The organism is Mycolicibacterium smegmatis (genome assembly GCF_001457595.1).
Taxonomy (GTDB): Bacteria; Actinomycetota; Actinomycetes; order Mycobacteriales; family Mycobacteriaceae; genus Mycobacterium; species Mycobacterium smegmatis.
Window position 1 is genome coordinate 5761492 of the sequence record NZ_LN831039.1, and the last position, 21193, is coordinate 5782684.

20 protein-coding genes are annotated in these 21193 nt (G+C 68.9%); 8 read left to right on the plus strand and 12 right to left on the minus strand.

The genetic code is table 11. The features are described 5' to 3' along the window. Nucleotides 1-35 precede the first annotated feature (35 nt). From AT701_RS27705 to AT701_RS27715, 3 genes are read right to left on the minus strand one after another with little or no spacing between them, the layout of a single operon-like run. Entirely contained in the window at nt 36-1862 is a 1827-nt protein-coding gene (locus AT701_RS27705) for an ABC transporter ATP-binding protein (protein ID WP_058126991.1), read from the minus strand. Next, nucleotides 1859-3823, minus strand: a complete 1965-nt coding sequence (locus AT701_RS27710; RefSeq protein WP_058126992.1) for an ABC transporter ATP-binding protein — start codon at nt 3821-3823, stop codon at nt 1859-1861. The genes AT701_RS27705 and AT701_RS27710 overlap by 4 nt, the downstream gene beginning before the upstream one ends. A gap of 32 nt (nt 3824-3855) precedes the next feature. After that, nucleotides 3856-5748, minus strand: coding sequence for an ABC transporter ATP-binding protein (locus tag AT701_RS27715; RefSeq protein WP_058126993.1), 1893 nt, complete (start codon nt 5746-5748; stop codon nt 3856-3858). Between the two features lie 106 nt (nt 5749-5854). Here AT701_RS27715 and prrA point away from each other — a divergent pair, with 106 nt between their 5' ends. Both prrA and AT701_RS27725 read left to right on the plus strand, forming a co-directional pair. Then, nucleotides 5855-6574 carry a two-component system response regulator PrrA gene (gene prrA, locus AT701_RS27720; RefSeq protein WP_168189073.1) on the plus strand — a complete coding sequence of 240 codons (720 nt, stop codon included), beginning with the start codon at nt 5855-5857 and terminating at the stop codon, nt 6572-6574. Nucleotides 6575-6583: 9 nt separating this feature from the next. Next, nucleotides 6584-7924 carry a sensor histidine kinase gene (locus tag AT701_RS27725; protein WP_011730694.1) on the plus strand — a complete coding sequence of 447 codons (1341 nt, stop codon included), beginning with the start codon at nt 6584-6586 and terminating at the stop codon, nt 7922-7924. A gap of 43 nt (nt 7925-7967) precedes the next feature. Here AT701_RS27725 and AT701_RS27730 read toward each other — a convergent pair whose 3' ends face one another. Next, nucleotides 7968-8330 carry an FKBP-type peptidyl-prolyl cis-trans isomerase gene (locus AT701_RS27730; protein ID WP_003897079.1) on the minus strand — a complete coding sequence of 121 codons (363 nt, stop codon included), beginning with the start codon at nt 8328-8330 and terminating at the stop codon, nt 7968-7970. Nucleotides 8331-8361: 31 nt separating this feature from the next. On the opposite strand from AT701_RS27730, the gene AT701_RS27735 reads away from it, so the two are divergent. Together AT701_RS27735 and AT701_RS27740 are read left to right on the plus strand one after the other, a co-directional pair. Further along, on the plus strand, nt 8362-8610 hold the full coding sequence (locus tag AT701_RS27735; protein ID WP_003897080.1) for a DUF2630 family protein: 249 nt from the start codon (nt 8362-8364) through the stop codon (nt 8608-8610). A 6-nt stretch (nt 8611-8616) separates the two neighbouring features. Beyond that, on the plus strand, nt 8617-10176 hold the full coding sequence (locus tag AT701_RS27740; RefSeq protein ID WP_058126994.1) for a phytoene desaturase family protein: 1560 nt from the start codon (nt 8617-8619) through the stop codon (nt 10174-10176). Here the strand turns inward: AT701_RS27740 and AT701_RS27745 are convergent. Both AT701_RS27745 and AT701_RS27750 read right to left on the minus strand, forming a co-directional pair. Then, entirely contained in the window at nt 10173-10622 is a 450-nt protein-coding gene (locus AT701_RS27745; RefSeq protein ID WP_011730697.1) for a MarR family winged helix-turn-helix transcriptional regulator, read from the minus strand. The genes AT701_RS27740 and AT701_RS27745 overlap by 4 nt on opposite strands. Beyond that, on the minus strand, nt 10612-12069 hold the full coding sequence (locus AT701_RS27750; RefSeq protein WP_011730698.1) for an MFS transporter: 1458 nt from the start codon (nt 12067-12069) through the stop codon (nt 10612-10614). The genes AT701_RS27745 and AT701_RS27750 overlap by 11 nt, the downstream gene beginning before the upstream one ends. A gap of 9 nt (nt 12070-12078) precedes the next feature. Here AT701_RS27750 and AT701_RS27755 point away from each other — a divergent pair, with 9 nt between their 5' ends. Beyond that, on the plus strand, nt 12079-12606 hold the full coding sequence (locus tag AT701_RS27755; RefSeq protein WP_014878419.1) for a YbaK/EbsC family protein: 528 nt from the start codon (nt 12079-12081) through the stop codon (nt 12604-12606). A 19-nt stretch (nt 12607-12625) separates the two neighbouring features. Here AT701_RS27755 and AT701_RS27760 read toward each other — a convergent pair whose 3' ends face one another. The 4 genes from AT701_RS27760 to pdxH all read right to left on the minus strand — a co-directional run bounded on the left by AT701_RS27760 (nt 12626) and on the right by pdxH (nt 16759). Further along, on the minus strand, nt 12626-13930 hold the full coding sequence (locus AT701_RS27760) for a citrate synthase (protein ID WP_003897085.1): 1305 nt from the start codon (nt 13928-13930) through the stop codon (nt 12626-12628). A gap of 118 nt (nt 13931-14048) precedes the next feature. Further along, complete coding sequence (locus AT701_RS27765; protein WP_011730700.1) at nt 14049-14690, minus strand: TetR family transcriptional regulator; 642 nt, start codon at nt 14688-14690, stop codon at nt 14049-14051. 65 nt (nt 14691-14755) lie between these two features. Beyond that, nucleotides 14756-16063 (minus strand): MFS transporter, encoded by a 1308-nt coding sequence (locus AT701_RS27770; protein ID WP_011730701.1) that lies wholly within the window; start codon nt 16061-16063, stop codon nt 14756-14758. A gap of 3 nt (nt 16064-16066) precedes the next feature. Continuing rightward, complete coding sequence (gene pdxH, locus AT701_RS27775) at nt 16067-16759, minus strand: pyridoxamine 5'-phosphate oxidase (RefSeq protein ID WP_011730702.1); 693 nt, start codon at nt 16757-16759, stop codon at nt 16067-16069. 41 nt (nt 16760-16800) lie between these two features. Here pdxH and AT701_RS27780 point away from each other — a divergent pair, with 41 nt between their 5' ends. Together AT701_RS27780 and AT701_RS27785 are read left to right on the plus strand one after the other, a co-directional pair. Beyond that, the gene (locus AT701_RS27780; protein ID WP_011730703.1) at nt 16801-17934 is read left to right on the plus strand and encodes a citrate synthase 2; all 1134 of its coding nucleotides are present in this window, start codon (nt 16801-16803) and stop codon (nt 17932-17934) included. Beyond that, on the plus strand, nt 17931-18533 hold the full coding sequence (locus tag AT701_RS27785) for a maleylpyruvate isomerase N-terminal domain-containing protein (protein WP_058126995.1): 603 nt from the start codon (nt 17931-17933) through the stop codon (nt 18531-18533). The genes AT701_RS27780 and AT701_RS27785 overlap by 4 nt, the downstream gene beginning before the upstream one ends. Nucleotide 18534: 1 nt before the next feature. Here the strand turns inward: AT701_RS27785 and AT701_RS27790 are convergent, their stop codons facing one another. Continuing rightward, nucleotides 18535-18921 carry a VOC family protein gene (locus tag AT701_RS27790; RefSeq protein WP_011730705.1) on the minus strand — a complete coding sequence of 129 codons (387 nt, stop codon included), beginning with the start codon at nt 18919-18921 and terminating at the stop codon, nt 18535-18537. Between the two features lie 139 nt (nt 18922-19060). On the opposite strand from AT701_RS27790, the gene AT701_RS27795 reads away from it, so the two are divergent. Beyond that, entirely contained in the window at nt 19061-19516 is a 456-nt protein-coding gene (locus AT701_RS27795) for a VOC family protein (protein WP_011730707.1), read from the plus strand. A 3-nt stretch (nt 19517-19519) separates the two neighbouring features. Here the strand turns inward: AT701_RS27795 and AT701_RS27800 are convergent, their stop codons facing one another. After that, nucleotides 19520-21193, minus strand: a complete 1674-nt coding sequence (locus AT701_RS27800) for an FAD-dependent oxidoreductase (protein ID WP_058126996.1) — start codon at nt 21191-21193, stop codon at nt 19520-19522.

Sequence of the window (21193 nt, forward strand, 5' to 3'; positions counted from 1 at the left end):
ATTGGGCAGTTTTGCGTCTGCTCGGCAGAAGAAAATCAGGCCAGCGAGTCGACCCAGGCACGGTGCAGCGCCGCGTAGGCACCGTCGGTGCGGCCGATCAGATCGGCGGGTGAGCCGTCCTCGATGATGCGGCCGTGTTCGAGCACGAGCACCCGGTCGGCGATCTGCACGGTCGACAACCGGTGGGCGATGACCAGTGCGGTGCGGTCGGCGAGCACCGTCTCCAGTGCACGTTGCACCATGCGCTCGCTGGGGATGTCGAGCGAGGACGTGGCCTCGTCGAGGATCAGCACCGCCGGGTCGGCGAGGAACGCCCGCGCGAACGCGATCAGTTGGCGCTGCCCCGCCGACAGGCGTCCGCCGCGCTTGGCGACGTCGGTGCCGTAACCCTCGGGCAGCGTCGCGATGAACCGGTCGGCGCCGACGGCCTCGGCCGCCGCGCGCACCTGCGCATCGGTGGCGTCGGGCCTGCCGAAGCGGATGTTGTCGGCGACGGTGCCCTCGAACATGAAGTTCTCCTGCGTCACCATCACGACGTGGCGGCGCAGTTCTGACTGCGACAGGTCGCGCAGGTCGACTCCGTCCAGCGTGACGGTGCCCGAGGTGGGGTCGTAGAACCGCGCGATGAGCTTGGCGATCGTGGTCTTGCCGGCGCCCGTGGTGCCCACCAGTGCGACGGTCTGCCCCGCGGGCACCGTCAGCGTGAGATCGGGTAGCACCGGGCGGCCGGGCGCGTAGGCGAAGTGCACGTGGTCGAACGTGATGGTGCCCGCTACCGCGTGAAGCGCGACGGGCCGCTCCGGATCGGCGATGCCCGGCCTCTGCGCCAGCACGCCCGCCAGTTTCTCCAGCGCCGACGACGCCGACTGGAAGGTGTTGAAGAACTGCGAGATCTCCTGCATGGGTTCGAAGAACATCCGCAGGTACAGCAGGAACGCGGCGAGCGTGCCGATGGTCATCTGGCCGCCCAGCACCCGGTAACCGCCGTAGAGCAGCACCACGCCGGTGGTGATGTTGCCGACCAGTTTGACGCCCGGCATGAAGATCGCGAGCAGCTTGAAGGTCTTCTCGTTGATCTCGCGGTAGCCGTCGGCGATGTCGGCGAAGATCTCCTGGTTGCGGGGTTCGCGCCGGTAGGCCTGCACGGCCTTGATGCCGGTCATGGTCTCGACGAACTGCACGATCACCAACGCGGCGCTCTCGCGCACCTTGCGGTACGTGCGGGCGGATTCGTTGCGGAACCACCACACCAACGCGACGAGGATCGGGAACGCCGCCAGGCACATCAGGCCCAGCCGCCAGTCCAGCACCACGAGCAGCACCGCGGTGCCGAACAGCGTGAGCACCGCGGTGATCAGGCTGTCGAATCCGGTCTCCAGCATGTCCTGGATGGCCTCGACGTCGTTGGTCGAGCGGCTCACCACCCGGCCCGAGGTGTACCGGTCGTGGAACGCCAGGTCCAGATGCTGGAAATGGCGGAACACCCGGCGCCGCAACTCCAGCAGCACCTTCTGCCCGATGCGCCCGGAGCGGCGCAGGAAGAACATCCGGCTGGTGGCCTGCACCAGCACCACCGCGCACAGCGTCGCGACGATGACCATGAGCTCACGCGCCGAGTCACCGGCGAGGATGGGCGGGATGCCGTGGTCGATGCCGCGCTGCACCAGCACCGGAACCGAAAGCCGCGCAGCGTTTTCCACGATCACCACGAGCGCCAGCAGCGCGACGATCCAGCGGTAGGGCGCCAACAGCGAGCCCAGCAGGGACCGGGCCTCCCGGCGCAGGGGCACGTTCTCGTCGATCGGCAGATCGTCCGGGTTCTGCTCGTCCTGCAGGCGGCCGCGCCAGTCGGTCACGCTCATCGGCGCTGCACCTCCTGGCCCAGATACTCGGGCTCGTCGAGACCGTCGATCGCGGCGCGCTCGTCATGCACCCGGCGCAGCCGCTGCAGCTCCTCCTCGTCCTCCCACTCGCAGATGCGTTCGGCCTCGTCGTCGAGTTCGTCGTCGGCGGCCAGCAGGTAGCGGTACCGGGGCACCTCGGCGAGCAGTTCGGCGTGCGTGCCGATATGGGTGATGGTGCCCGCGCCCTGGCCGTCGCGGTCCAGCAGCGCGACCTTGTCGGCCAACAGCACCGTCGACGCGCGGTGCGCGACGATGACCCCGGTGACCGACGAGAGCACCCGGCCCAGCGCCTCGGTGACCCTGGCCTCGGTGTGCACATCGAGCGCCGAGAGCGTGTCGTCGAGCACCAGGATGCGGGGCGCGGCGAGGATCGCTCGCGCCAGCGAAAGCCGTTGGCGCTGACCGCCGGACAGGCTCATACCCTGCTCACCGATGCGGGTGTCCAGACCGAACGGCAGGCCGTGGACGAAGTGCGCGGCCGCGACGTCGACGGCCTGTTCCAGTTCGGCGTCGGACGCGTCGGCGCGGCCCAGGCGCAGGTTCTCGGCGACCGACATCGAGAACAGTGTCGGATCCTCGAACGCGGTGGCCACGGTGCGGCGCAGCGCGGGCAGGCTCAGGTCGCGGATGTCCCGACCGTCGATGAGGATCTGCCCCTCGGTGACGTCATAGAGACGTGAGAACAGCGCAGCCAGAACGGATTTCCCGGATCCGGTGGACCCGACCAGCGCGACCGTCTCCCCCGGCTCGACGGTCAGGTCGACATGGCGCAGGGCCCACGCATCCGAGTCCGGGAAGCGAAATCCCACATCCCGCAACTCCAGCCGGCCACCGAGCGGCGCCTCGGCGATCGGCCCATCGACGATTTCGCGTGGCGCGTCGAAGATCTCGGCGATGCGGTTGGCCGCGGTGAACGACTCCTGCGTCATCGACAACAGGAAGCCCAGCGACGCGATCGGCCACACCAGCGACAGCATCATGGTGATGAACGCGACCAGCGTGCCCATCGTGACGTAGCCGTGGCCCGCGGCATAGGCGCCGAAGCCCAGCACCACGATGAGCGTCAGGTTGGGGATGACCTCAAGCAGCGTCCAGAATTTCGCGGACACACCGACGCGCGCGACCTGCGTGTCGTACAGACGCGTGGCCTGCTCGTCGAACCGGTCGAACACGTAGTCCTCACGCCCGAACGACTTCACGACGCGAAGGCCCAGCGCCGACTCCTCGACGTGCGTCGCGACATGGCCGGTCTGATCCTGCGCGAGCCGCGACAGCCGCGTGTACTCACGCTCGAAGTGCAGCACCGTGGCCGCGATCGGCACGATCGACACCAGCACCACGACACCCAGGGGCCAGTACATGGCCAGCAGGATCGCGGTGACCACGGTGATCTGCAGGCCGTTGAGGATCAGGAACACCAGGCCGAACGACATGAACCGGCGGATGGTCGACAGGTCGTTCATCACGCGCGAGAGCAACTGGCCTGACTGCCAACGGCCGTGGAACGACATCGGCAGGATCTGCAGCCGTGCGTAGAGGTCCTTGCGGATGTCGGCCTCGACGCCCATCGTGGCGCGCGCGACCAGCCACCGCCGGATGAACCACAGCACGGCCTCGGAGATGCCGATGCCCACCGCGGCGGCACCCAGCGTCCACAACCCCTGCGAATCCTGATGACGCACCGGCCCGTCGATCACGGCCTTGGTCATCAGCGGGATCGCGATGGTGGCGCCGAGGCTCACGATCGCCACGACGACCATGGTCACCCAGCGGGCCCGGTACGGCAGCAGGTACGGAAGCAGCCGACGCAGGTCCGAGCCGGCCCTGAGCCGCGCCGGTGGCGCAGCGATGGCCGGCGCGCTGCCGAGAGCGTCTGCGCCGGATCCGCGGGGTTCGGAGGAAGATTCAGTCACAACCAGTCAATATTCCCATGTGCGGCAACTGAATAACCTCACGCGGCGCTCGCATCGGCCCGGTCCTCGGAGCCGAACTGCGTTTCGTACAGCTCGGCGTAACGTCCGCCACGGGCCAACAGCGCATCATGCGTGCCGCGTTCGACGATGCGTCCGTCCTCGACGACGAGGATGAGATCGGCCGCGCGCACCGTGGACAGCCGGTGGGCGACGACCAGTGACGTGCGGCCCGCCAACGCCTCGGCCAGGGCCTGCTGCACCGCGGCCTCGGAGGCCGAGTCCAGCGACGCCGTCGCCTCATCCAGCACCACCACCCGCGATCGCCCCAACAGCAGGCGCGCGATCGTCAGCCGCTGCCGCTGCCCTCCGGAAAGACGGTATCCCCGCTCACCGACAACCGTGTCGAGCCCGTCGGGCATCGCGGCAACCACATCGGCCAGCCGGGCGCGGCGCAGGGCGTCCCACAACTCGTCGTCGGTCGCGTTCGGCGCGGCCAGCCGCAGGTTGGCCCCGATCGACTCGTGGAACAGGTGCCCGTCCTGGGTCACCATGCCGACGGTGTCCTTCAGCGATGCGAACGTCACGTCGCGCACGTCGACGCCACCCAACCGGACCCCGCCGGCATCGACATCGTAGAGCCGCGCGACCAGCGAGGCGATGGTCGACTTGCCTGCACCCGAGGAGCCGACCAGGGCCACCATCTGACCCGGCTCGGCGCGGAAGCTGATGCCGTGCAGCACCTCGTCGCCGCCGCGGTGGTCGAGCTCGGCGACCTCTTCCAGCGACGCCAGCGACACCTTGTCGGCCGACGGATACGAGAACCGCACATCGTCGAACTCGACGGTCACCGGACCGTCCGGTACCGGCATGGCGTCGGGTTCCTCGGCGATCAGCGGTTCCAGGTCGAGCACCTCGAAGACCCGCTCGAACGACACCAGTGCACTCGCGATCTCGACGCGCGCGTTGGCCAGGGCGGTCAGTGGGGCGTACATGCGGGTGAGCAGCAGCGCCAGCGACACGATCGAGCCGGCCTGCAACTGCCCGCCGATAGCGAGTACGCCGCCCAGGCCGTACACCAGCGCCAGGGCCAGTGCCGACATCAGCGTCAGCGAGTTCATGAACGTCGACTGCAGCATCGCGGTGCGCACCCCGATGTCACGGACCGCGTCGGCACGCGCCGCGAACTCGTCGGATTCGCGCTGCGGGCTGCCGAACAGTTTGACCAGCGTGGCGCCCGGCGCCGAGAACCGCTCGGTCATCTGCGTGTTCATGGTCGCGTTGTGCGCCGCGGCGCGCCGCGACAGATCGGCCATGCGCGCACCGATGCGGCGTGCGGGCACCACGAACAGCGGAACCAGCACGAGCGCGAGCAGCGTGATCTGCCACGAGATCCGCAGCATCACCACGAGCGTGAGCGTCAGCGTCACGACGTTGGTGACGATGCCCGAGAACGTGTCGGAGAACGCGCGCTGTGCGCCGATGACGTCGTTGCCCAGGCGGCTCACGAGGGCACCCGTGCGGGTGCGCGTGAAGAACGCGATGGGCATCTTCTGCACGTGGTCGAACACCGCGGTGCGCAAGTCGAGGATGAGGCCCTCGCCGATGGTCGACGACAGCCAGCGGGTGACCAGCGACACCGCGGCCTCGGCGACTGCGATGGCGGCGATGGTGCCCGCCAGCAGGAGCACTACCGCGGCCAATCCGCCGTCGGTGATCTGGTCGATCACGCGGCCGGCCAGCACCGGCGTGGTGACCGCGAGCACCGCGCTGAGCACGCTGACCGCGAAGAACACCGCGAGCCTGCGGTGGTGGCGTGCCGCGAAACGCCAGATTCGCGCCAGCAGTCGCCGGTTCGCGAGCGCGTGCAGGTCACCGCCCTTGGCGTGCGTTTGGCGGTACAGGGTCTGCCGCGCGACGGTCTCGATACTCATTTGCTCACCGTAAAACCTCAACCAATGATGAGGTCAAAGACTTCCCCGGCGGTTCGCGACGCAAACCGGACGTGCCTGCGTCGTCAGCCGCCGGTCATCGGGCAAGATGGCGGGCATGGACAGTACTACCAGCGGCATGGCCTCGCCGAGGGTGCTTGTGGTGGATGACGACCCCGACGTGCTCGCCTCACTCGAACGCGGGCTGCGGCTGTCCGGATTCGACGTGTCGACAGCCGTGGACGGGGCCGAGGCGCTGCGCAGCGCCACCGAGACGCGCCCCGACGCCATCGTGCTCGACATCAACATGCCCGTCCTCGACGGTGTCAGCGTGGTGACCGCGCTCCGCGCCATGGACAACGACGTGCCGGTGTGCGTGTTGTCCGCGCGCAGCAGTGTCGACGACCGCGTCGCGGGGCTCGAAGCCGGCGCCGACGACTACCTGGTGAAACCGTTCGTGCTGGCCGAACTCGTGGCGCGGGTCAAGGCGCTGCTGCGCCGCCGCGGCTCGTCGGCCACGTTCTCCTCGGAGACCATCCAGGTCGGCCCGCTCGAGGTGGACATCCCGGGCCGTCGCGCGCGCGTCAACGGCGTCGACGTCGACCTGACCAAGCGCGAGTTCGACCTGCTCGCCGTGCTGGCCGAGCACAAGACCGCGGTGCTCTCGCGCGCCCAGCTGCTCGAGCTGGTGTGGGGCTACGACTTCGCGGCCGACACCAACGTCGTCGACGTGTTCATCGGCTACCTGCGCCGGAAGCTCGAAGCCGGTGGCGCGCCCCGATTGCTGCACACCGTGCGAGGCGTCGGTTTCGTCCTGCGGACCCAGTAGCCCGCCGCCATGAGCATGCTCACCCGGATTTTCCGCCGCACCCCGTCGCTGCGGACCCGGGTGGCGTTCGCGACGGCGATCGGTGCCGCGATCGTCGTGGTCATCGTCGGCACGATCGTGTGGATCGGCATCACCAACGACCGCAAGGAACGGCTCGACCGGCGTCTCGATGAGGCCGCGGGTTTCGCGATCCCGTTCCTGCCGCGCGGACTCGACCAGATCCCGCGCTCCCCCAACGACCAGGACGCCGTGATCACGGTGCGCCAGACCGGCGCGGTGACGTCGAACTCGACCGTGGTGCTCCCCGAGTTGCCCGCAGGCTACGCCGACACCTACATCGACGGTGTGCGCTGGCGTGTGCGCACCGTCGAGATCCCGGCGCCGGGCCCCATGTGGGTGGCCGTGGGCGCGACGTACGACGCGACCATCGCCGACACCAACAACCTGCACCGGCGGGTGCTCGTGATCTGTGTGTTCGCGGTCGGCGCGGCCACGGTGCTGGGCTGGGTGCTCGCAGCCTTCGCGGTGCGCCCGCTCAAACGCCTCGCCGAACAGACGCGCGAGATCGAGGCGGGCGACGAGGCCCCCGACGTGGAGGTGCGGGGGGCGACCGAGGCCGTCGAGATCGCCGAGGCCGTCAACGGCATGCTCAAGCGCATCTGGAAAGAACAGGACCGCACCAAGTCGGCCCTGGCGTCGGCGCGTGATTTCGCGTCGGTGTCCGCGCATGAACTGCGCACCCCGCTCACGGCGATGCGCACCAACCTCGAGGTGCTCTCCACCCTCGACCTGCCCGACGAGCAGCGCAAGGAAGTGGTCAACGACGTCATCCGCACGCAGTCGCGCATCGAGGCCACGCTCGGCGCGCTCGAACGGCTCGCGCAGGGCGAGTTGAGCACCACCGACGACCACGTGACCGTCGACATCACCGAACTGCTCGACCGCGCGGCGCACGACGCCATGCGCATCTACCCCGACCTGGAGGTGTCGCTCGCGCCGTCGCCGACCGTGATCATCGTGGGCTTGCCGACGGGCCTGCGCCTTTCGGTCGACAACGCGATCGCCAACGCCGTCAAACACGGCGGCGCCACGCGCGTGCAGCTTTCCGCGGTCAGCTCACGCGAGGGCGTCGAGATCGCGATCGACGACAACGGCGTCGGCGTGCCCGAGGGCGAACGGGCCCTGGTGTTCGACCGGTTCGCGCGCGGATCGACCGCGTCCCGGTCGGGTTCGGGCCTGGGCCTCGCACTCGTCGCGCAGCAGGCCGAACTGCACGGCGGCACCGCGACTTTGGCGGAGAGCCCGCTGGGCGGGGCCCGGCTGTTGTTGAGGCTGCCGGGCCCGCGCTGAGATCAGCTAGCGGGTGGCGAGCAGGTCGATGACAAAAATCGCGTCATCGGGTGGCCAGCAGGTCGATGACGAAGATGAGCGTCTTGCCCGAGAGGCGGTGACCGCCGCCCGCGGGACCGTACGCCTGCTCGGGCGGGATGATCAGCTTGCGGCGGCCGCCGACACGCATGCCGGGGATGCCGTCCTGCCAACCCTGGATCAAGCCGCGCAGCGGGAACTCGATCGACTCACCGCGGTTCCACGAGCTGTCGAACTCCTCGCCGGTGTCGTACTCGACACCGACGTAGTGAACCTCGACGTTCGCGCCGGCAACCGCCTCGGGACCGTCTCCCACCACCAGATCGGTGATGACCAGTTCCGTCGGGGCGGGTCCGTCCGGAAACTCGATCTCAGGTTTTGTAGTCACCGGACCAACCGTAGTCGGGCACACTGGCGGTGTGGCAAAAGACCAAGACATCCTCGCCGAAGTTCACCGGTTGGTCGCTGAAGAGCAGGAGCTGCGCGACAAGCTCCAGCGCAAGGAGATCAGCGAGGACGAGGAACACCAGCGGCTGCAGCACCTCGAAGTCGCGCTCGACCAGTGCTGGGACCTGTTGCGGCAACGCCGCGCCCTGCGCGAGACCGGACAGGACCCCCGCGAGGCCGAGATCCGTCCGGCCGGCGAGGTCGAGAACTACAAGAACTGACGCGGCATGACCGAACCGCAGTTCGACGCCGTCATCGTCGGCGGCGGGCACAACGGTCTGGTGGCCGCGGCCTATCTGGCCTGTGCCGGGCGCCGGGTCCGGGTGCTCGAACGCCTCGATCACGTGGGCGGCGCAGCCGTGTCGGCGCATGCCTTCGACGGTGTGGACGCGCGCCTGTCGCGCTACTCGTACCTGGTGAGCCTGCTGCCCCGCAGCATCGTCGACGACCTGGGCGCCCGCATGCGCCTGGCCCGTCGCCGCTATTCGTCTTACACGCCCGACCCCGCCACAGGCGGGCGTACCGGCCTGCTGGTCGGGCCGGAGTCGACGTTCGCGGCCATCGGCGCCGCCGACGATGCCGAGAGGTTCGCCGAGTTCTACCGGCGGTGGTCACTGGTCACCACGCGGGTCTGGCCGACGCTGCTGCAACCGCTGCGCACCCGCGCGCAGATGCGTGAGCACGTGCTCGCCGGGCAGGGCCCCGAGGCGGCCGCGGCGTGGGAGGACCTGACCACCCGACCCATCGGCGACGTGATCACGGCCTCGGTGCGCAACGACCTGGTGCGCGGCGTCATGGCCACCGACGCGCTGATCGGCACGTTCGCCGCGACCGACGATCCGGCGCTGATCCAGAACGTGTGCTTCCTGTACCACCTGATCGGCGGCGGCACCGGCGACTGGGACGTCCCGATCGGCGGGATGGGCGCGGTGACCGGGGCGCTGGCGGCCTCGGCAGCCGGATTCGGCGCCGAAATCGTCACGGGTGCAGAGGTTTACGCCATCACACCGGACGGCGAGGTGCGCTACCGCCACGGCGGGACCGCGCACCGCATCAGCGCTCACCGCGTGCTGGCCAACGTCACGCCCGTGGTGCTCGCGAAGCTTCTCGGCGAACCCGCACCGCAGACCGCGCAGGGTTCGCAGGTGAAGGTCAACCTGATGCTGCGCCGCCTGCCGCGCCTGCGCGACGACACCGTCACGGCCGAGCAGGCGTTCGGCGGCACGTTCCACATCAACGAGACGCTGCGCCAACTCGATTCGGCCTTCGCGGCCGCGGCCGGTGGACGCGTCCCCGATCCCCTGCCGTGTGAGATCTACTGCCACTCGCTGACCGATCCGAGCATCCTGTCCGACGACCTGCGCGCGTCCGGCGCGCAGACGCTGACGGTGTTCGGCCTGCACACGCCGCATTCACTCGCGGCCAACGATCCCGACCGCATGCGCGACCGGTTGACCTCGGCGGTGCTCAACTCGCTGAATTCGGTTCTCGCCGAACCCATTCAGGACGTGCTGATGGAGGACAGCGCGGGACGGCTGTGCATCGAGGCGAAGACCACGGTGGATCTGGAGCGCAGCCTCGGCATGACCGCGGGCAACATCTTCCACGATGCGCTGCGCTGGCCGTTCGCCGACGACGACGAACCGCTGGACACCCCGGCGCAACGCTGGGGTGTGGCCACCGGCCACGAGCGGATCCTGTTGTGCGGGTCGGGTTCCCGCCGCGGTGGTGCGGTGTCGGGCGTCGGTGGCCACAACGCCGCGATGGCGGTGCTCGAACGCGTCTAGCGGCCCGAGACCTTCGACAGGATCGCGTGCAGCGTCTGCAGGTCCTCGGGGTCGAGCGCCGCGAGAGGTTCGGGTGCCGGATCGTCGACGGCCTCGATCTCCTTCCACAGCGCCAGGCCCGCCTGCGTGATCGACACGGTCTTGCAGCGGCGGTTGGCCGGGTCGACCTGACGGGTCACCAGGCCGCGCTCCTCCAGGTCGTTGACGGCGACCGTCGCGGCCGGCGGGTCCATGGTGGCCGCGTGCGCGACCTCCTTGACCGACATGGGCCTGCGCGCCAACCGTCGCAACACGCGGATACGGCTGAACGGCAGTCCGCTACGCTCGATCACCGCGCGCTTCCAGCTGTCGCGGTTGTCGTAGACGATCGCGGTGAGCGCGCGCCACACGTCATCGGCGTGCACGGCGGTCACCGCGGCCGTGTCCTGGGCGAGTTCACCGGGCATGGGCCACCTCCGCGGGACGATGGTGCTGACCGATCAAGGGCGCGAGCCGTTCTGCCGAGCGCAGTGCCCACGGTGACGTCGACACGATGCCGATCGCGACGATCACCACGCCGAGGGCCGTGCAGATGAGCCACAGCGGACGCGACGCCGCGGCGAAGTCGACGCCGGTGCCTGCGAGCGCGGTCCCGGCCACCGAACCGCACAGGGCCACACCGATGCTCACGCCGACCTGCCTGCTGGTGGACGCGACGGCCGAGGCCGCGCCCGCGCGGTCGAGCGGCATACCGCTGACCGCCGCGGTGGTGATCGGCGCGTTGACCAACGCGAACCCGATACCGAACACCGCGAAGATCACCAGCAGCAGCCACACCGGCGTCGTCGCCGTCATCTGCGCCAGCATCACCGTCGCGGCCGTGATCAGGACGCCCGCGGACACCAGCGACGGACGGCTGCCGAACCGCCCCACCATGCGGCCCGACAGCGGTGAGAAGATCAGCGCGCCGATGGCGATCGGCAGGTAGATGAGCCCGGTGAACATCGCGGAGTAGCCCCGCTCGGACTGCAGGTACAGCGACATCATGAACAGGAACGCGCCGTAGGCCGCGAACGCGCACACCGCGACCAGGGTGGCCGACGCGAACGGCACGCTGCGGAAGAACCGCAGATCGATGAACGGGTCGTGGCGACGGGACTCGTAGCGCAGGAACGCCAGGAACGCGACGAGCGCGGTCGCGGCCACCGCCAGCGTGCGCGGGTCGGTCCAGCCCATGCCCGGGCCCTCGATGAGCACGAACACCACACCGAACAGGAACGCGACGCCGAGGCCCTGGCCCACGGGGTCGACGTCGCGCATCGTCGACGACTTCGACTCCCGCACGAAGATCGCGGTCAGCAGGATCGCCAGCGCGCAGATCGGCAGGTTGATCCAGAACACCGCGCGCCAGTCGACGTACTCGATCAGGGCGCCGCCGACCAGCGGGCCCAGGGCCATCGAGATGCCGACGACGCTGCCCCACACGCCGATCGCACGGGCGCGCTCGACCCGGCCGGTGAACACCTGCGTGATGATCGACATGGCCACCGGGTTGAGCATCGAACCACCGATCGCCTGCAGCAGGCGTGCGGCGATCAACGTCTCGATGTTGGGCGCCACGCTGCACAGCAGCGACGCGACCGCGAACACCGTCAGACCCAGGTGGAAGGTGCGCCTGCGGCCGAACCGGTCGCCGGTGGCGCCCGCGAGCAGCAGCAGTGATGCGAGCACCAGCGTGTAGACGTCGATGACCCATTGCAGTTGCGACGGGGACGCCCCGAGATCGGAGCGGATGCTGGGGATCGCGACGTTGACGATGGTGGCGTCCATCGACACGATCAGCAGGCTCAGGCAGCACGAGACGAGGATGATCGCCTTGCGCCGCGCGCTGAGCGCGCCGACAGTTTCATTCATACAACGATTGTGAAAGCACAACTGTTTGCACCGCAAGAGGCCGGCGAACCGGCATCGGTGACAATCGTCACCGTGAACGAACGGAATGCGCGTGTGGCGGCCGCTGTTGCCGCCGCCGGTATCGAACCGGCGATCAGGATCCTCGACGCAGACGCCAAGACGGCCGCGGCGGCCGCCGAGCAACTCGGCTGCGAGGTCGGCGCGATCGCCAACAGCCTGGTGTTCGAATGCGACGGCGAACCGCTGCTGGTGATGGCCAGCGGCGCGGCGCGCGTCGACACCGACGTGCTGGCGCGGCACCTCGGCGCCGGCGCGATCACCAAGGCGAATCCCAAGCTCGTGCGCGCGGCCACCGGCCAGGTGATAGGCGGCGTGGCCCCGACCGGGCATCCGCAACTGCTGCGCACCGTCGTCGACGAGACGCTCGCGTCATACCCGGTGATCTGGACGGCCGCGGGCACGGCCGATTCGGTGATGCCGCTGACCTACGGACAGCTGCTCACCCTCACCGGCGGGAAGGCCCTGCCGGTGAGGTGAGCGGTGAGGTGAAACCGGTTCAGCGGCCGGCGATGTCGGTGTAGCCGCGCTCGGTGTAGCCGGTGTAGATCTGGCGCGGACGGCCGATCTTGTTGGGCTCGGAGTGCATCTCACGCCAGTGCGCGATCCAGCCCGGCAGCCGGCCCAGCGCGAACAGCACCGTGAACATGCGCGTCGGGAAGCCCATGGCCCGGTAGATCACGCCGGTGTAGTAGTCGACGTTCGGGTAGAGCTTGCGCTCGATGAAGAAGTCGTCGGTGAGCGCGATCTCCTCGAGCTGCTTGGCGATGTCCAGCAGCTCGTCGTCGCCGCCGAGCTTGCCCAGGATCTTGTCGGCCTGCTCCTTGACGATGCGCGCCCGCGGATCGTAGTTCTTGTACACGCGGTGCCCGAAGCCCATGAGCTTCACGCCGTCCTCGCGGTTTTTGACCTTGCGTACGAAGTCGCTGACGTCGCCGCCCTGCGAGCGGATCTTCTCCAGCATCTCCAGCACGGCCTGGTTGGCGCCGCCGTGCAGCGGGCCCCACAGCGCGTTGATGCCACCGGAGATCGAGGTGAACAGGTTGGCCTGCGAGCTGCCCACCAGACGCACCGTCGAGGTCGAGCAGTTCTGCTCGTGATCGGCGTGCAGGATCAACAGCATGTCCAGCGCGCGCACGATCTCCGGGTCGACCTCGTAGGGCTCGGCCGGGAAACCGAACGTCATCCGCAGGAAGTTCTCCACCAGGCTCAGCGAGTTGTCCGGGTACAGGAACGGCTGGCCCTCGGACTTCTTGTACGCGTACGCCGCGATCGTCGGTAGCTTGGCCAACAGGCGGATGGTCGACAGCTCGACCTGCTTGTTGTCCAGCGGATCCAGCGAGTCCTGGTAGTACGCCGAGAGCGCGTTGACCGCGCTGGACAGCACCGGCATGGGGTGCGCGTTGCGCGGGAAACCGTCGAAGAACCGCTTGAGATCCTCGTGCAGCAGCGTGTGCCGCTGGATCTGGTTGGTGAACGTCTCCAACTGCTCGGCGGTGGGGAGTTCGCCGTAGATCAGCAGATAGCTGACCTCGATGAACGTCGACTTCTCCGCAAGCTGCTCGATCGGGTAGCCGCGATACCGCAGGATCCCCGCGTCACCGTCGATGTACGTGATCGCGCTCTTGGTCGAGGCGGTGTTGACGAACCCGCCGTCGTAGGTCGTGTAGCCGGTCTTGGCCAGCAATGAGCCCAGCGCGATACCGTCAGCGCCCTCGGTGGCATGGACGATCTCCAGATCCAGCTCGCCACCCGGGTACTTGACGGTGGCGTGCTCCTGCCCATTCGACGGTTTTTCGGCCACGGGAATCCCTTCATCCTCGTCGGGAAGTCGTTGGGAACCGACTACTGCTCTAGGTGAGACTGCTCTACAAAAGGTAGTCGCATTCACTCCGGCCTGCCCGCGGGGGGTGACCAACTGCTCACGCGAACTCGTGCCTGCGGCCGGCCACCTCTAGAAACTCGGCGTATGTCGTGCGCATCTGGTTGACGATGCGCTCGACGGTCACGGTTGCCCAATCGACGTCGGGGACCAGCTGAACCAGGGCCGTCGTCATGATCGCGTTCCACAGCGACGCGATCAGCGCGATCTTGCGGTCGTCGGCCGAGACGCCCATGCGCTTGGCGAGGACCTCGAACAGCGGCGCGGGCCGAAAGCCCATCGTGGCCTGCATGAGCGACGGCGAGGACGTGAAGATGCGCGCCGCGGCCAGCAACCGGTCGTCGGTGAGCTGACCCGGCATCGCGACCCTCGTCTTTTCGAACGCCGTGATGTGCGCACAGAAGACCGCATCGAGCTCACCGAGCTCGGGCGGCTGCTGCGCGAGTTCACCGGCGACGAGGTCTACGACGTCGTCGAGGAACGCCAGCATCACGGCATCCTTGGTGGCGAAGTAGCGGCTGAACGTGCGCGCCGAGACCTCCGCGGCCGCCGCGATCTGCTCGACGGTGGTCTGCTCGTACCCCTGCCGGACGCACAGGTCGATCGCGGCACTGATCAGCGTCGCACGCGTTCGCTGTTTCTTCCGTTCGCGAAGACCCGGTTGCTGCGTCTGGTATGCCACGGATGGATGTTAGCGCCAGAACCGCAGGACCTGTCCAGCATCCAGTGTTCGCAGAAGTTTGCCGATCACACCGAATCGGATTCAACATCCCGTGAAACTCGCGGCTCGGCGACCGTGACGCGGTAACGCACGAACGCCGGCACCGCGAGCGCGGCGATCACCACGCCGACGACCACCAGCACCCCGCCGCCTGCGGCCGCGACCGTCGTCCCCACCGCCGCCGCGGCCGCGCCGTGCAGCGTGTCGGCGAGCCGGGGCCCGCCCGCGACGACGACCGTGAACACACCCTGCAGGCGGCCGCGCAGATCGTCGGATGCCGCCTGCTGCAGGATCGTCGAACGGAACGCCGCCGACACCATGTCGGCGGCCCCGCCAACGGCCAGGAACGCCAACGCGATCCACAACACCAGCCCGGCGGTGCCGTGCGCCAGACCACCCGCGATGCCGAAGCCGACCATCGCGACGCCCCACACCACGATCGCGACCACCACCGCGAGGCCCTGGCGCCGCACGCGCGGCAGCCAGCCCGAGAACACCCCGCCCAGCACCGCGCCCGCCGACATCGCGGCCGCCAGCAGCGCCATCACCGTGCCACCCTCGACCGGTCCGCCGAAGCTCTCGTGGGCCATTTGGGGGAACAGCGCACGCGGCATCCCGAAGATCATCGCGATGAGGTCGACGACGAACGACATCAGCACCACGCGGTTGCCCGCGAGATAGCGAAAGCCCTCCAGCACCGCGCCGAAGCCCCATCGCGCGGAACCGCGCTCGGCGTTGCCGACGGGCATGGGGGTGAGCCGGAACGTCGCCCAGATCGGCGCGAGGCACGTGATCGCGTCGATCAGGTACAGCGTGGACAGATCGACCCAGTTGAGCAGCAACCCGGCCATGAGCGGCCCGACGATCGCGCCGAACTGCATCACGGTCATGTTGAGCGAATTCGCCGCGGGCAGTTGCTCACCCGGCACCATGCGCGGGATCGCCGCCGAGCGCGTTGGGCTGTTGATCGCATAGAACGCCTGCTGCACCGACAGCATCGACAGCACCAGCCACACGTTGTTCAGCGCCAGCGCGGCCTGCGCCCACAGCAGCACCGAGGACACCGCCAGCCCCACCGACGCGATGATCAACAGCAGCCTGCGGTCCATCGCGTCGGCCCATGCACCGCCCCACAGGCCGAACACCACCAGCGGCACCAGCGCGAACAGACCCGCCAGACCCACATAGGCCGAGTTCTGCGTCAGCGCGTACAGCTGGACCGGCACCGCGAAGATCGTCAGATTGGCGCCGATGACCGTGGGTATGCCTGCCAGCCACAGACGCCGGAAATCCGGCGAACGCAGCGGAGTGGTGTCGGCGAAGAACCGTCTCACGCGCTAGGGCTGGAGCCGTTCGACACGGCCGCCGGTCACCCGAATGCGGTTGTGCACGCGGTTCTCGCGGCCCTGCCAGAACTCGACGACCTCGGGGGCGATGCGGTAACCACCCCAGTTGGGCGGCACCGGGACCTCGTCGAGATCGGCGAACCGTTCGGTCACCTCTGCCAGTTGCTCGAGCAGCGCCGCGCGTGAGGCGATCGGGCGGGACTGCTGCGACGCCCACGCCCCCAGCTGGGATCCGCGGGGACGCTTCGACCAGTACTCGGCGGTCTCCTCGGCGGACACCTTGGTCACCGCGCCGCGCACATGGACCTGACGGCCCAGCTGGTACCACGGGAACGTCGCCGACGCATACGCATTGACGGCCAGGTGCTCGCCCTTGGCGGAGTCGTAGTTGGTGTAGAAGGTGATGCCGTCTGGGTCCACGCTCTTGCACAACACCGAGCGCGTCACAGGCCTTCCGTCGGCGTCGACGGTGCCGACCACCATGGCGTTGGCGTCGGGCAGGCCGGCCTTCCAGGCGTCGTTGATCCACGTCTGGAGCAACGTCAGCCAGCCGGTCGCCGGGTCGTCGCCGAGCCAGTCGACGTCGAGATCACCGCAACCGTCCTTCTCGACGTACTCGACGCGCATGGTCGCCAGATCAAAGTTTTCCGGCGCTGAACCCGCCGGATCGTCCGGTATCCCCACCGCGACAACGCTACCCCTGGCCCAGGTGCGAGAATCGGCGCATGGCAGCCGTACCGGACGACTTCATCGCCGGGTTGGAAGGCGTCGTCGCCTTCACCACCGAGATCGCCGAACCCGACAAGGACGGTGGTGCCCTGCGCTACCGCGGCGTCGACATCGAGGAACTCGTCGACAAGAAGGTGACCTTCGCCGACGTGTGGGGTCTGCTGGTCGACGGCAGATTCGGCAACGGGCTACCGCCCGCCGAACCTTTCCCACTCCCCATCCACAGCGGCGACGTGCGCGTCGACGTGCAGGCCGGCCTCGCGATGCTCGCCCCGATCTGGGGTTATGCACCGATGCTCGACATCGACGACGAGACCGCCCGCGAGCATCTGGCCCGTGCGTCGGTGATGGCGCTGTCCTACGTCGCGCAGTCCGCGCGCGGCATCTATCAGCCCGCGGTGCCGCAACGCACGATCGACGAATGCCCCACCGTCACAGCACGGTTCATGACGCGCTGGCAGGGTGAGCCCGATCCCCGCCACGTCGAGGCCATCGACGCCTACTGGGTGACCGCGGCCGAGCACGGCATGAACGCCTCGACGTTCACCGCGCGCGTCATCGCCTCGACCGGCGCCGACGCGGCCGCGGCACTTTCGGGTGCGGTGGGCGCCATGAGCGGTCCGCTGCACGGCGGCGCGCCCGCGCGGGTGCTGCCGATGATCGAGGAGGTCGAGAACACCGGCGACGCCCGCGCGGTGGTCAAGGGCATCCTGGACCGCGGCGACAAGCTCATGGGTTTCGGGCACCGCGTGTACCGCGCCGAGGATCCCCGGGCCCGTGTGCTGCGGGCGACCGCTCAGCGCCTGGGCGCCCCGCGCTTCGAGGTCGCCTCGGCACTCGAGCAGGCCGCGCTCGCTGAGCTGCGCGAGCGCCGACCCGACCGCGCCATCGAGACCAACGTCGAGTTCTGGGCCGCGGTGATCCTGGACTTCGCGCAGGTGCCCGCCTCGATGATGCCCGCGATGTTCACGTGCGGGCGCACCGCGGGCTGGTGCGCGCACATCCTGGAGCAGAAACGCCTGGGCAAGCTCGTGCGCCCGTCGGCGATCTACGTGGGCCCCGAACCGCGCAGCGCCGAAGCGGTCGAGGGCTGGGAGAAGATCGCGGCAGCGGGATCGGGAGCGGCGTGACGATCGAGGTCTTCGCTTCGGCGGCAACGGCTTTCGCCCGGCTGGTGCGTGCATTGCCGACGTTCGAAGGCCCAGGCCTCGGCGACTGGGACCTGCGTGCACTGGTGGGGCACGCATCGCGCTCGCTGGTCACCGTCAGCGCGTATCTGCAGAATCCCGCCGAGAACGCCGACCTCGCCGACGCCGTCGAGTACTACGCCGCGGTGCGCGAACACCTGGCCGGCGCCGACGCGGCCGGTGTCACCGAGCGCGGCGTGCAGGCCGGGCGCGCCCTCGGCGACGATCCCGCCGCCGAGGTGGACCGCCTTGTCGCACAGGCACTGTCCGACCTCGAAGGTGTGGGCGACCCGATCATCAAGGTCTTCGGCGGGTACGGCATCCGGCTGGGCGACTACCTGGACACCCGGGTCTTCGAAGTCGTCGTGCACAGCCTCGACATCTCCCGCGCCACCGGGGTGCCGGCCGATCTGCCGCAGGACGCGCTGCGGAGCGCGACCGTGCTGGCCGCGTCGACCGCGGTGCACTTCGGCGACGGTGAGACGGTGCTGCTGGCGCTGACCGGTCGTGCGCCGCTGCCCGGCGGGTTCTCGGTGGTCTGAACTAGTCCTGCTGCGCGATCTGGATCAGGTTGCCGCACGTGTCGTCGAACACCGCGGTGGTGACCGGGCCCATCTCGACGGGTTCCTGCGTGAACCGCACGCCCAAGCCGGCCAGGCGCCGATACTCGGCCTCGACGTCGTCGACCGCGAACGAGGTGAACGGGATCCCGTCGGCGACCAGCGCGTCCTTGAACGGCTTGGCCGCGGGATGCCCGCTGGGTTCGAGCAGCAGTTCCGTGCCGTCGGGGTCCTGCGGGGACACCACGGTGATCCACCGATCGACGCCCACCGGAACATCGTGTTTGAGAACGAAACCCAACACGTCGGTGTAGAAGCGGAGGCCCTTCTCCTGGTCGTCCACGAACACGCTCGTCAGATTGATCCTCATTCGTCCCTCCCTGGTTTTCTCCCCATGCCAATCTGCCACGGATGTCGGTGCCCGGTGGTTGGGTGGCGCTCGGCGATGAGATTCACCGCTGGGTCCGGTCTGTATTCAGACCCCTCGCCGACAAATATTGGAGGCATCCATGGCAATCGAGATCACCCCGGCCGTCATCCCCCATCTCTGCGTCGACAACGCAGCCGCAGCGATCGACTTCTACGTCAAGGCTTTCGACGCCACCGAACTGGGCCGCGCGCCGGGTCCCGACGGCAGGATCATGCACGCCGCGCTCTCGATCAACGGCTCGACGGTGATGCTCAACGACGACTTCCCTGAGTTCGACAACGGCAGGTCGCAGACCCCGAAGGCGTTCGGCGGCACACCCGTGACAATCCACCTGACGGTCACCGATGTCGACGCCAAGTTCGCCAAGGCCGTCGAGGCCGGCGCCGAGGTGGTCATGGAACTCGCCGACCAGTTCTGGGGCGACCGCTACGGCATGCTGCGCGACCCGTTCGGTCACCAGTGGTCGATGGGCCAGCCGGTCCGCGAGGTCAGCCCCGAGGAGATCGCCGAGGCCATGAAGAGCATGCCGGGCTGAGACTCAGCCCAACAGGCTCGCCGTGAGCCGTTGGCGCACAGAAGGTTTCGGTGCCGTCACGGCCACGGCGAGCATCTCCGGCACGGTGGTGAACTTGTCACGCGGGCGGTCATCGCCACCGCGGGCGATCTCCGCGGCGTCGATCGCACGCCACCCGGCGGCGTCGACGACGTCGGGCTGCCGCGCCCGCACGAGCTTGTCCAGCGCGGACGGTTTGCGCGGCGGGTCGGTGAGCGCGCCTGCGTTGTAGTCGTCGACCAGGTGGTGCACGGTCTGGGCCGCGCACGACTTGTTGGTGCCGATGAACCCGGTGGGTCCGCGCTTGATCCAGCCTGCGACGTACGCGCCGGGCACGGGCGCACCGGTGGCCGGGTCGATCACTCGGCCGCCGTCGTTGGGCACCACCGAGGCATCCTCGTCGAACGGCAGATCCGCGATGGCCTTGCCGCGGTAGCCGATCGACGTCAGCAGCAGGCCGGCGTCGAGCGTGCGCACCTCGTCGGTGCCGGTGACACCGAATTCGACTGCGGTGACCTGGTTCTCGCCGAGTACCCGCCGCGGCGTGAGCTGGTAGGCGAACCGGATGCGCGGGCGCGTGATCGGCGCCGACGCGTCGCCCAGCTTGGCGAGGATCTCCAGCTTGTTGCGGGTCAGCGGGTCGGTCTCCTGCGCCAGGTCACGCAGCACCAGGTCGTGGTCGGCCGAGTCGAGCACCACATCGCACGTCGAGGTCAGGCCGATCAACTCGGGCAGCGTGAACGCCGAGGCCGCGGGGCCGCGGCGGGCGGCGATCACGACCTCCTGCACGGCCGAGGACCGCAGGGCCGCCAGCGCGTGATCGGAGATGTCGGTGCGGGCCAGGGCATCCGGATCGCTGGTGAGCACGCGCGCGACGTCGAGTGCGACGTTGCCGTTGCCCACGATCACGACGCGCTCGTGGTCCAGGCGCACGGGCAGATCGGTGTGGTCGGGGTGCCCGTTGATCCAGGCCACGACCTCGGTGGCGGTCGCGGTTCCCGGCAGGTCCATGCCCTCGATGTCCAGGCGCCGGTCGTTGGGCGCGCCGACGGCGTAGACCACGGCGTGGTGGTGGCCGAGCAGATCGGCATGTGTGAGGTGCTTGCCGACCTCGACGTTGAGGTAGAACGTGAAGCCCCGCTGCGCCGCCATGCGGTCGAACAACTCGGTGACGCGCTTCGTGCTCTGATGGTCGGGCGCCACGCCCGCGCGCACCAGGCCGTACGGCGTCGGCAACTTCTCGAACACGTTGACCCGCACGCCACGCTGCGTGAGCAGTTCGTCGGCCGCGTACATCGCGGCAGGCCCGGACCCCACGATCGCGACCGTCAGCGGACCATCGCGCGTGATCTTGGGCGCCTCGATGACCGGCGCGAGCTTGGACGTCGGTGGCAGCTTGCCCTCGCGCTTCGGATAGAAGGCCGCGTTGATCTCGACGAACGGCAGCTGCCTGGGTTCCAGCCGGGTGTCGGGCGCGATGGCGCCGACGGGGCAGGCGCTGACGCACGCACCGCAGTCGACGCACGCATCGGGATCGATGTAGAGCATCTCGGCGGTGGCGAAGCCCGGCTCATCCGGTGAGGGATGGATGCAGTTCACCGGGCATGCGTAGACACAGGACCCGTCGCTGCAACACGACTGGGTGATGACGTGGGGCAT

Coding starts and splice junctions, on each gene's coding strand:
- AT701_RS27705 (WP_058126991.1), bottom strand. CDS start 1,862: ATGAGCGTGACCGACTGGCGCGGCCGCCTGCAGGACGAGCAGAACCCG.
- AT701_RS27715 (WP_058126993.1), bottom strand. CDS start 5,748: ATGAGTATCGAGACCGTCGCGCGGCAGACCCTGTACCGCCAAACGCAC.
- prrA (WP_168189073.1), top strand. CDS start 5,855: ATGGCGGGCATGGACAGTACTACCAGCGGCATGGCCTCGCCGAGGGTG.
- AT701_RS27725 (WP_011730694.1), top strand. CDS start 6,584: ATGAGCATGCTCACCCGGATTTTCCGCCGCACCCCGTCGCTGCGGACC.
- AT701_RS27740 (WP_058126994.1), top strand. CDS start 8,617: ATGACCGAACCGCAGTTCGACGCCGTCATCGTCGGCGGCGGGCACAAC.
- AT701_RS27745 (WP_011730697.1), bottom strand. CDS start 10,622: ATGCCCGGTGAACTCGCCCAGGACACGGCCGCGGTGACCGCCGTGCAC.
- AT701_RS27750 (WP_011730698.1), bottom strand. CDS start 12,069: ATGAATGAAACTGTCGGCGCGCTCAGCGCGCGGCGCAAGGCGATCATC.
- AT701_RS27780 (WP_011730703.1), top strand. CDS start 16,801: ATGGCAGCCGTACCGGACGACTTCATCGCCGGGTTGGAAGGCGTCGTC.
- AT701_RS27790 (WP_011730705.1), bottom strand. CDS start 18,921: ATGAGGATCAATCTGACGAGCGTGTTCGTGGACGACCAGGAGAAGGGC.
- AT701_RS27795 (WP_011730707.1), top strand. CDS start 19,061: ATGGCAATCGAGATCACCCCGGCCGTCATCCCCCATCTCTGCGTCGAC.
- AT701_RS27800 (WP_058126996.1), bottom strand. CDS start 21,193: ATGCCCCACGTCATCACCCAGTCGTGTTGCAGCGACGGGTCCTGTGTC.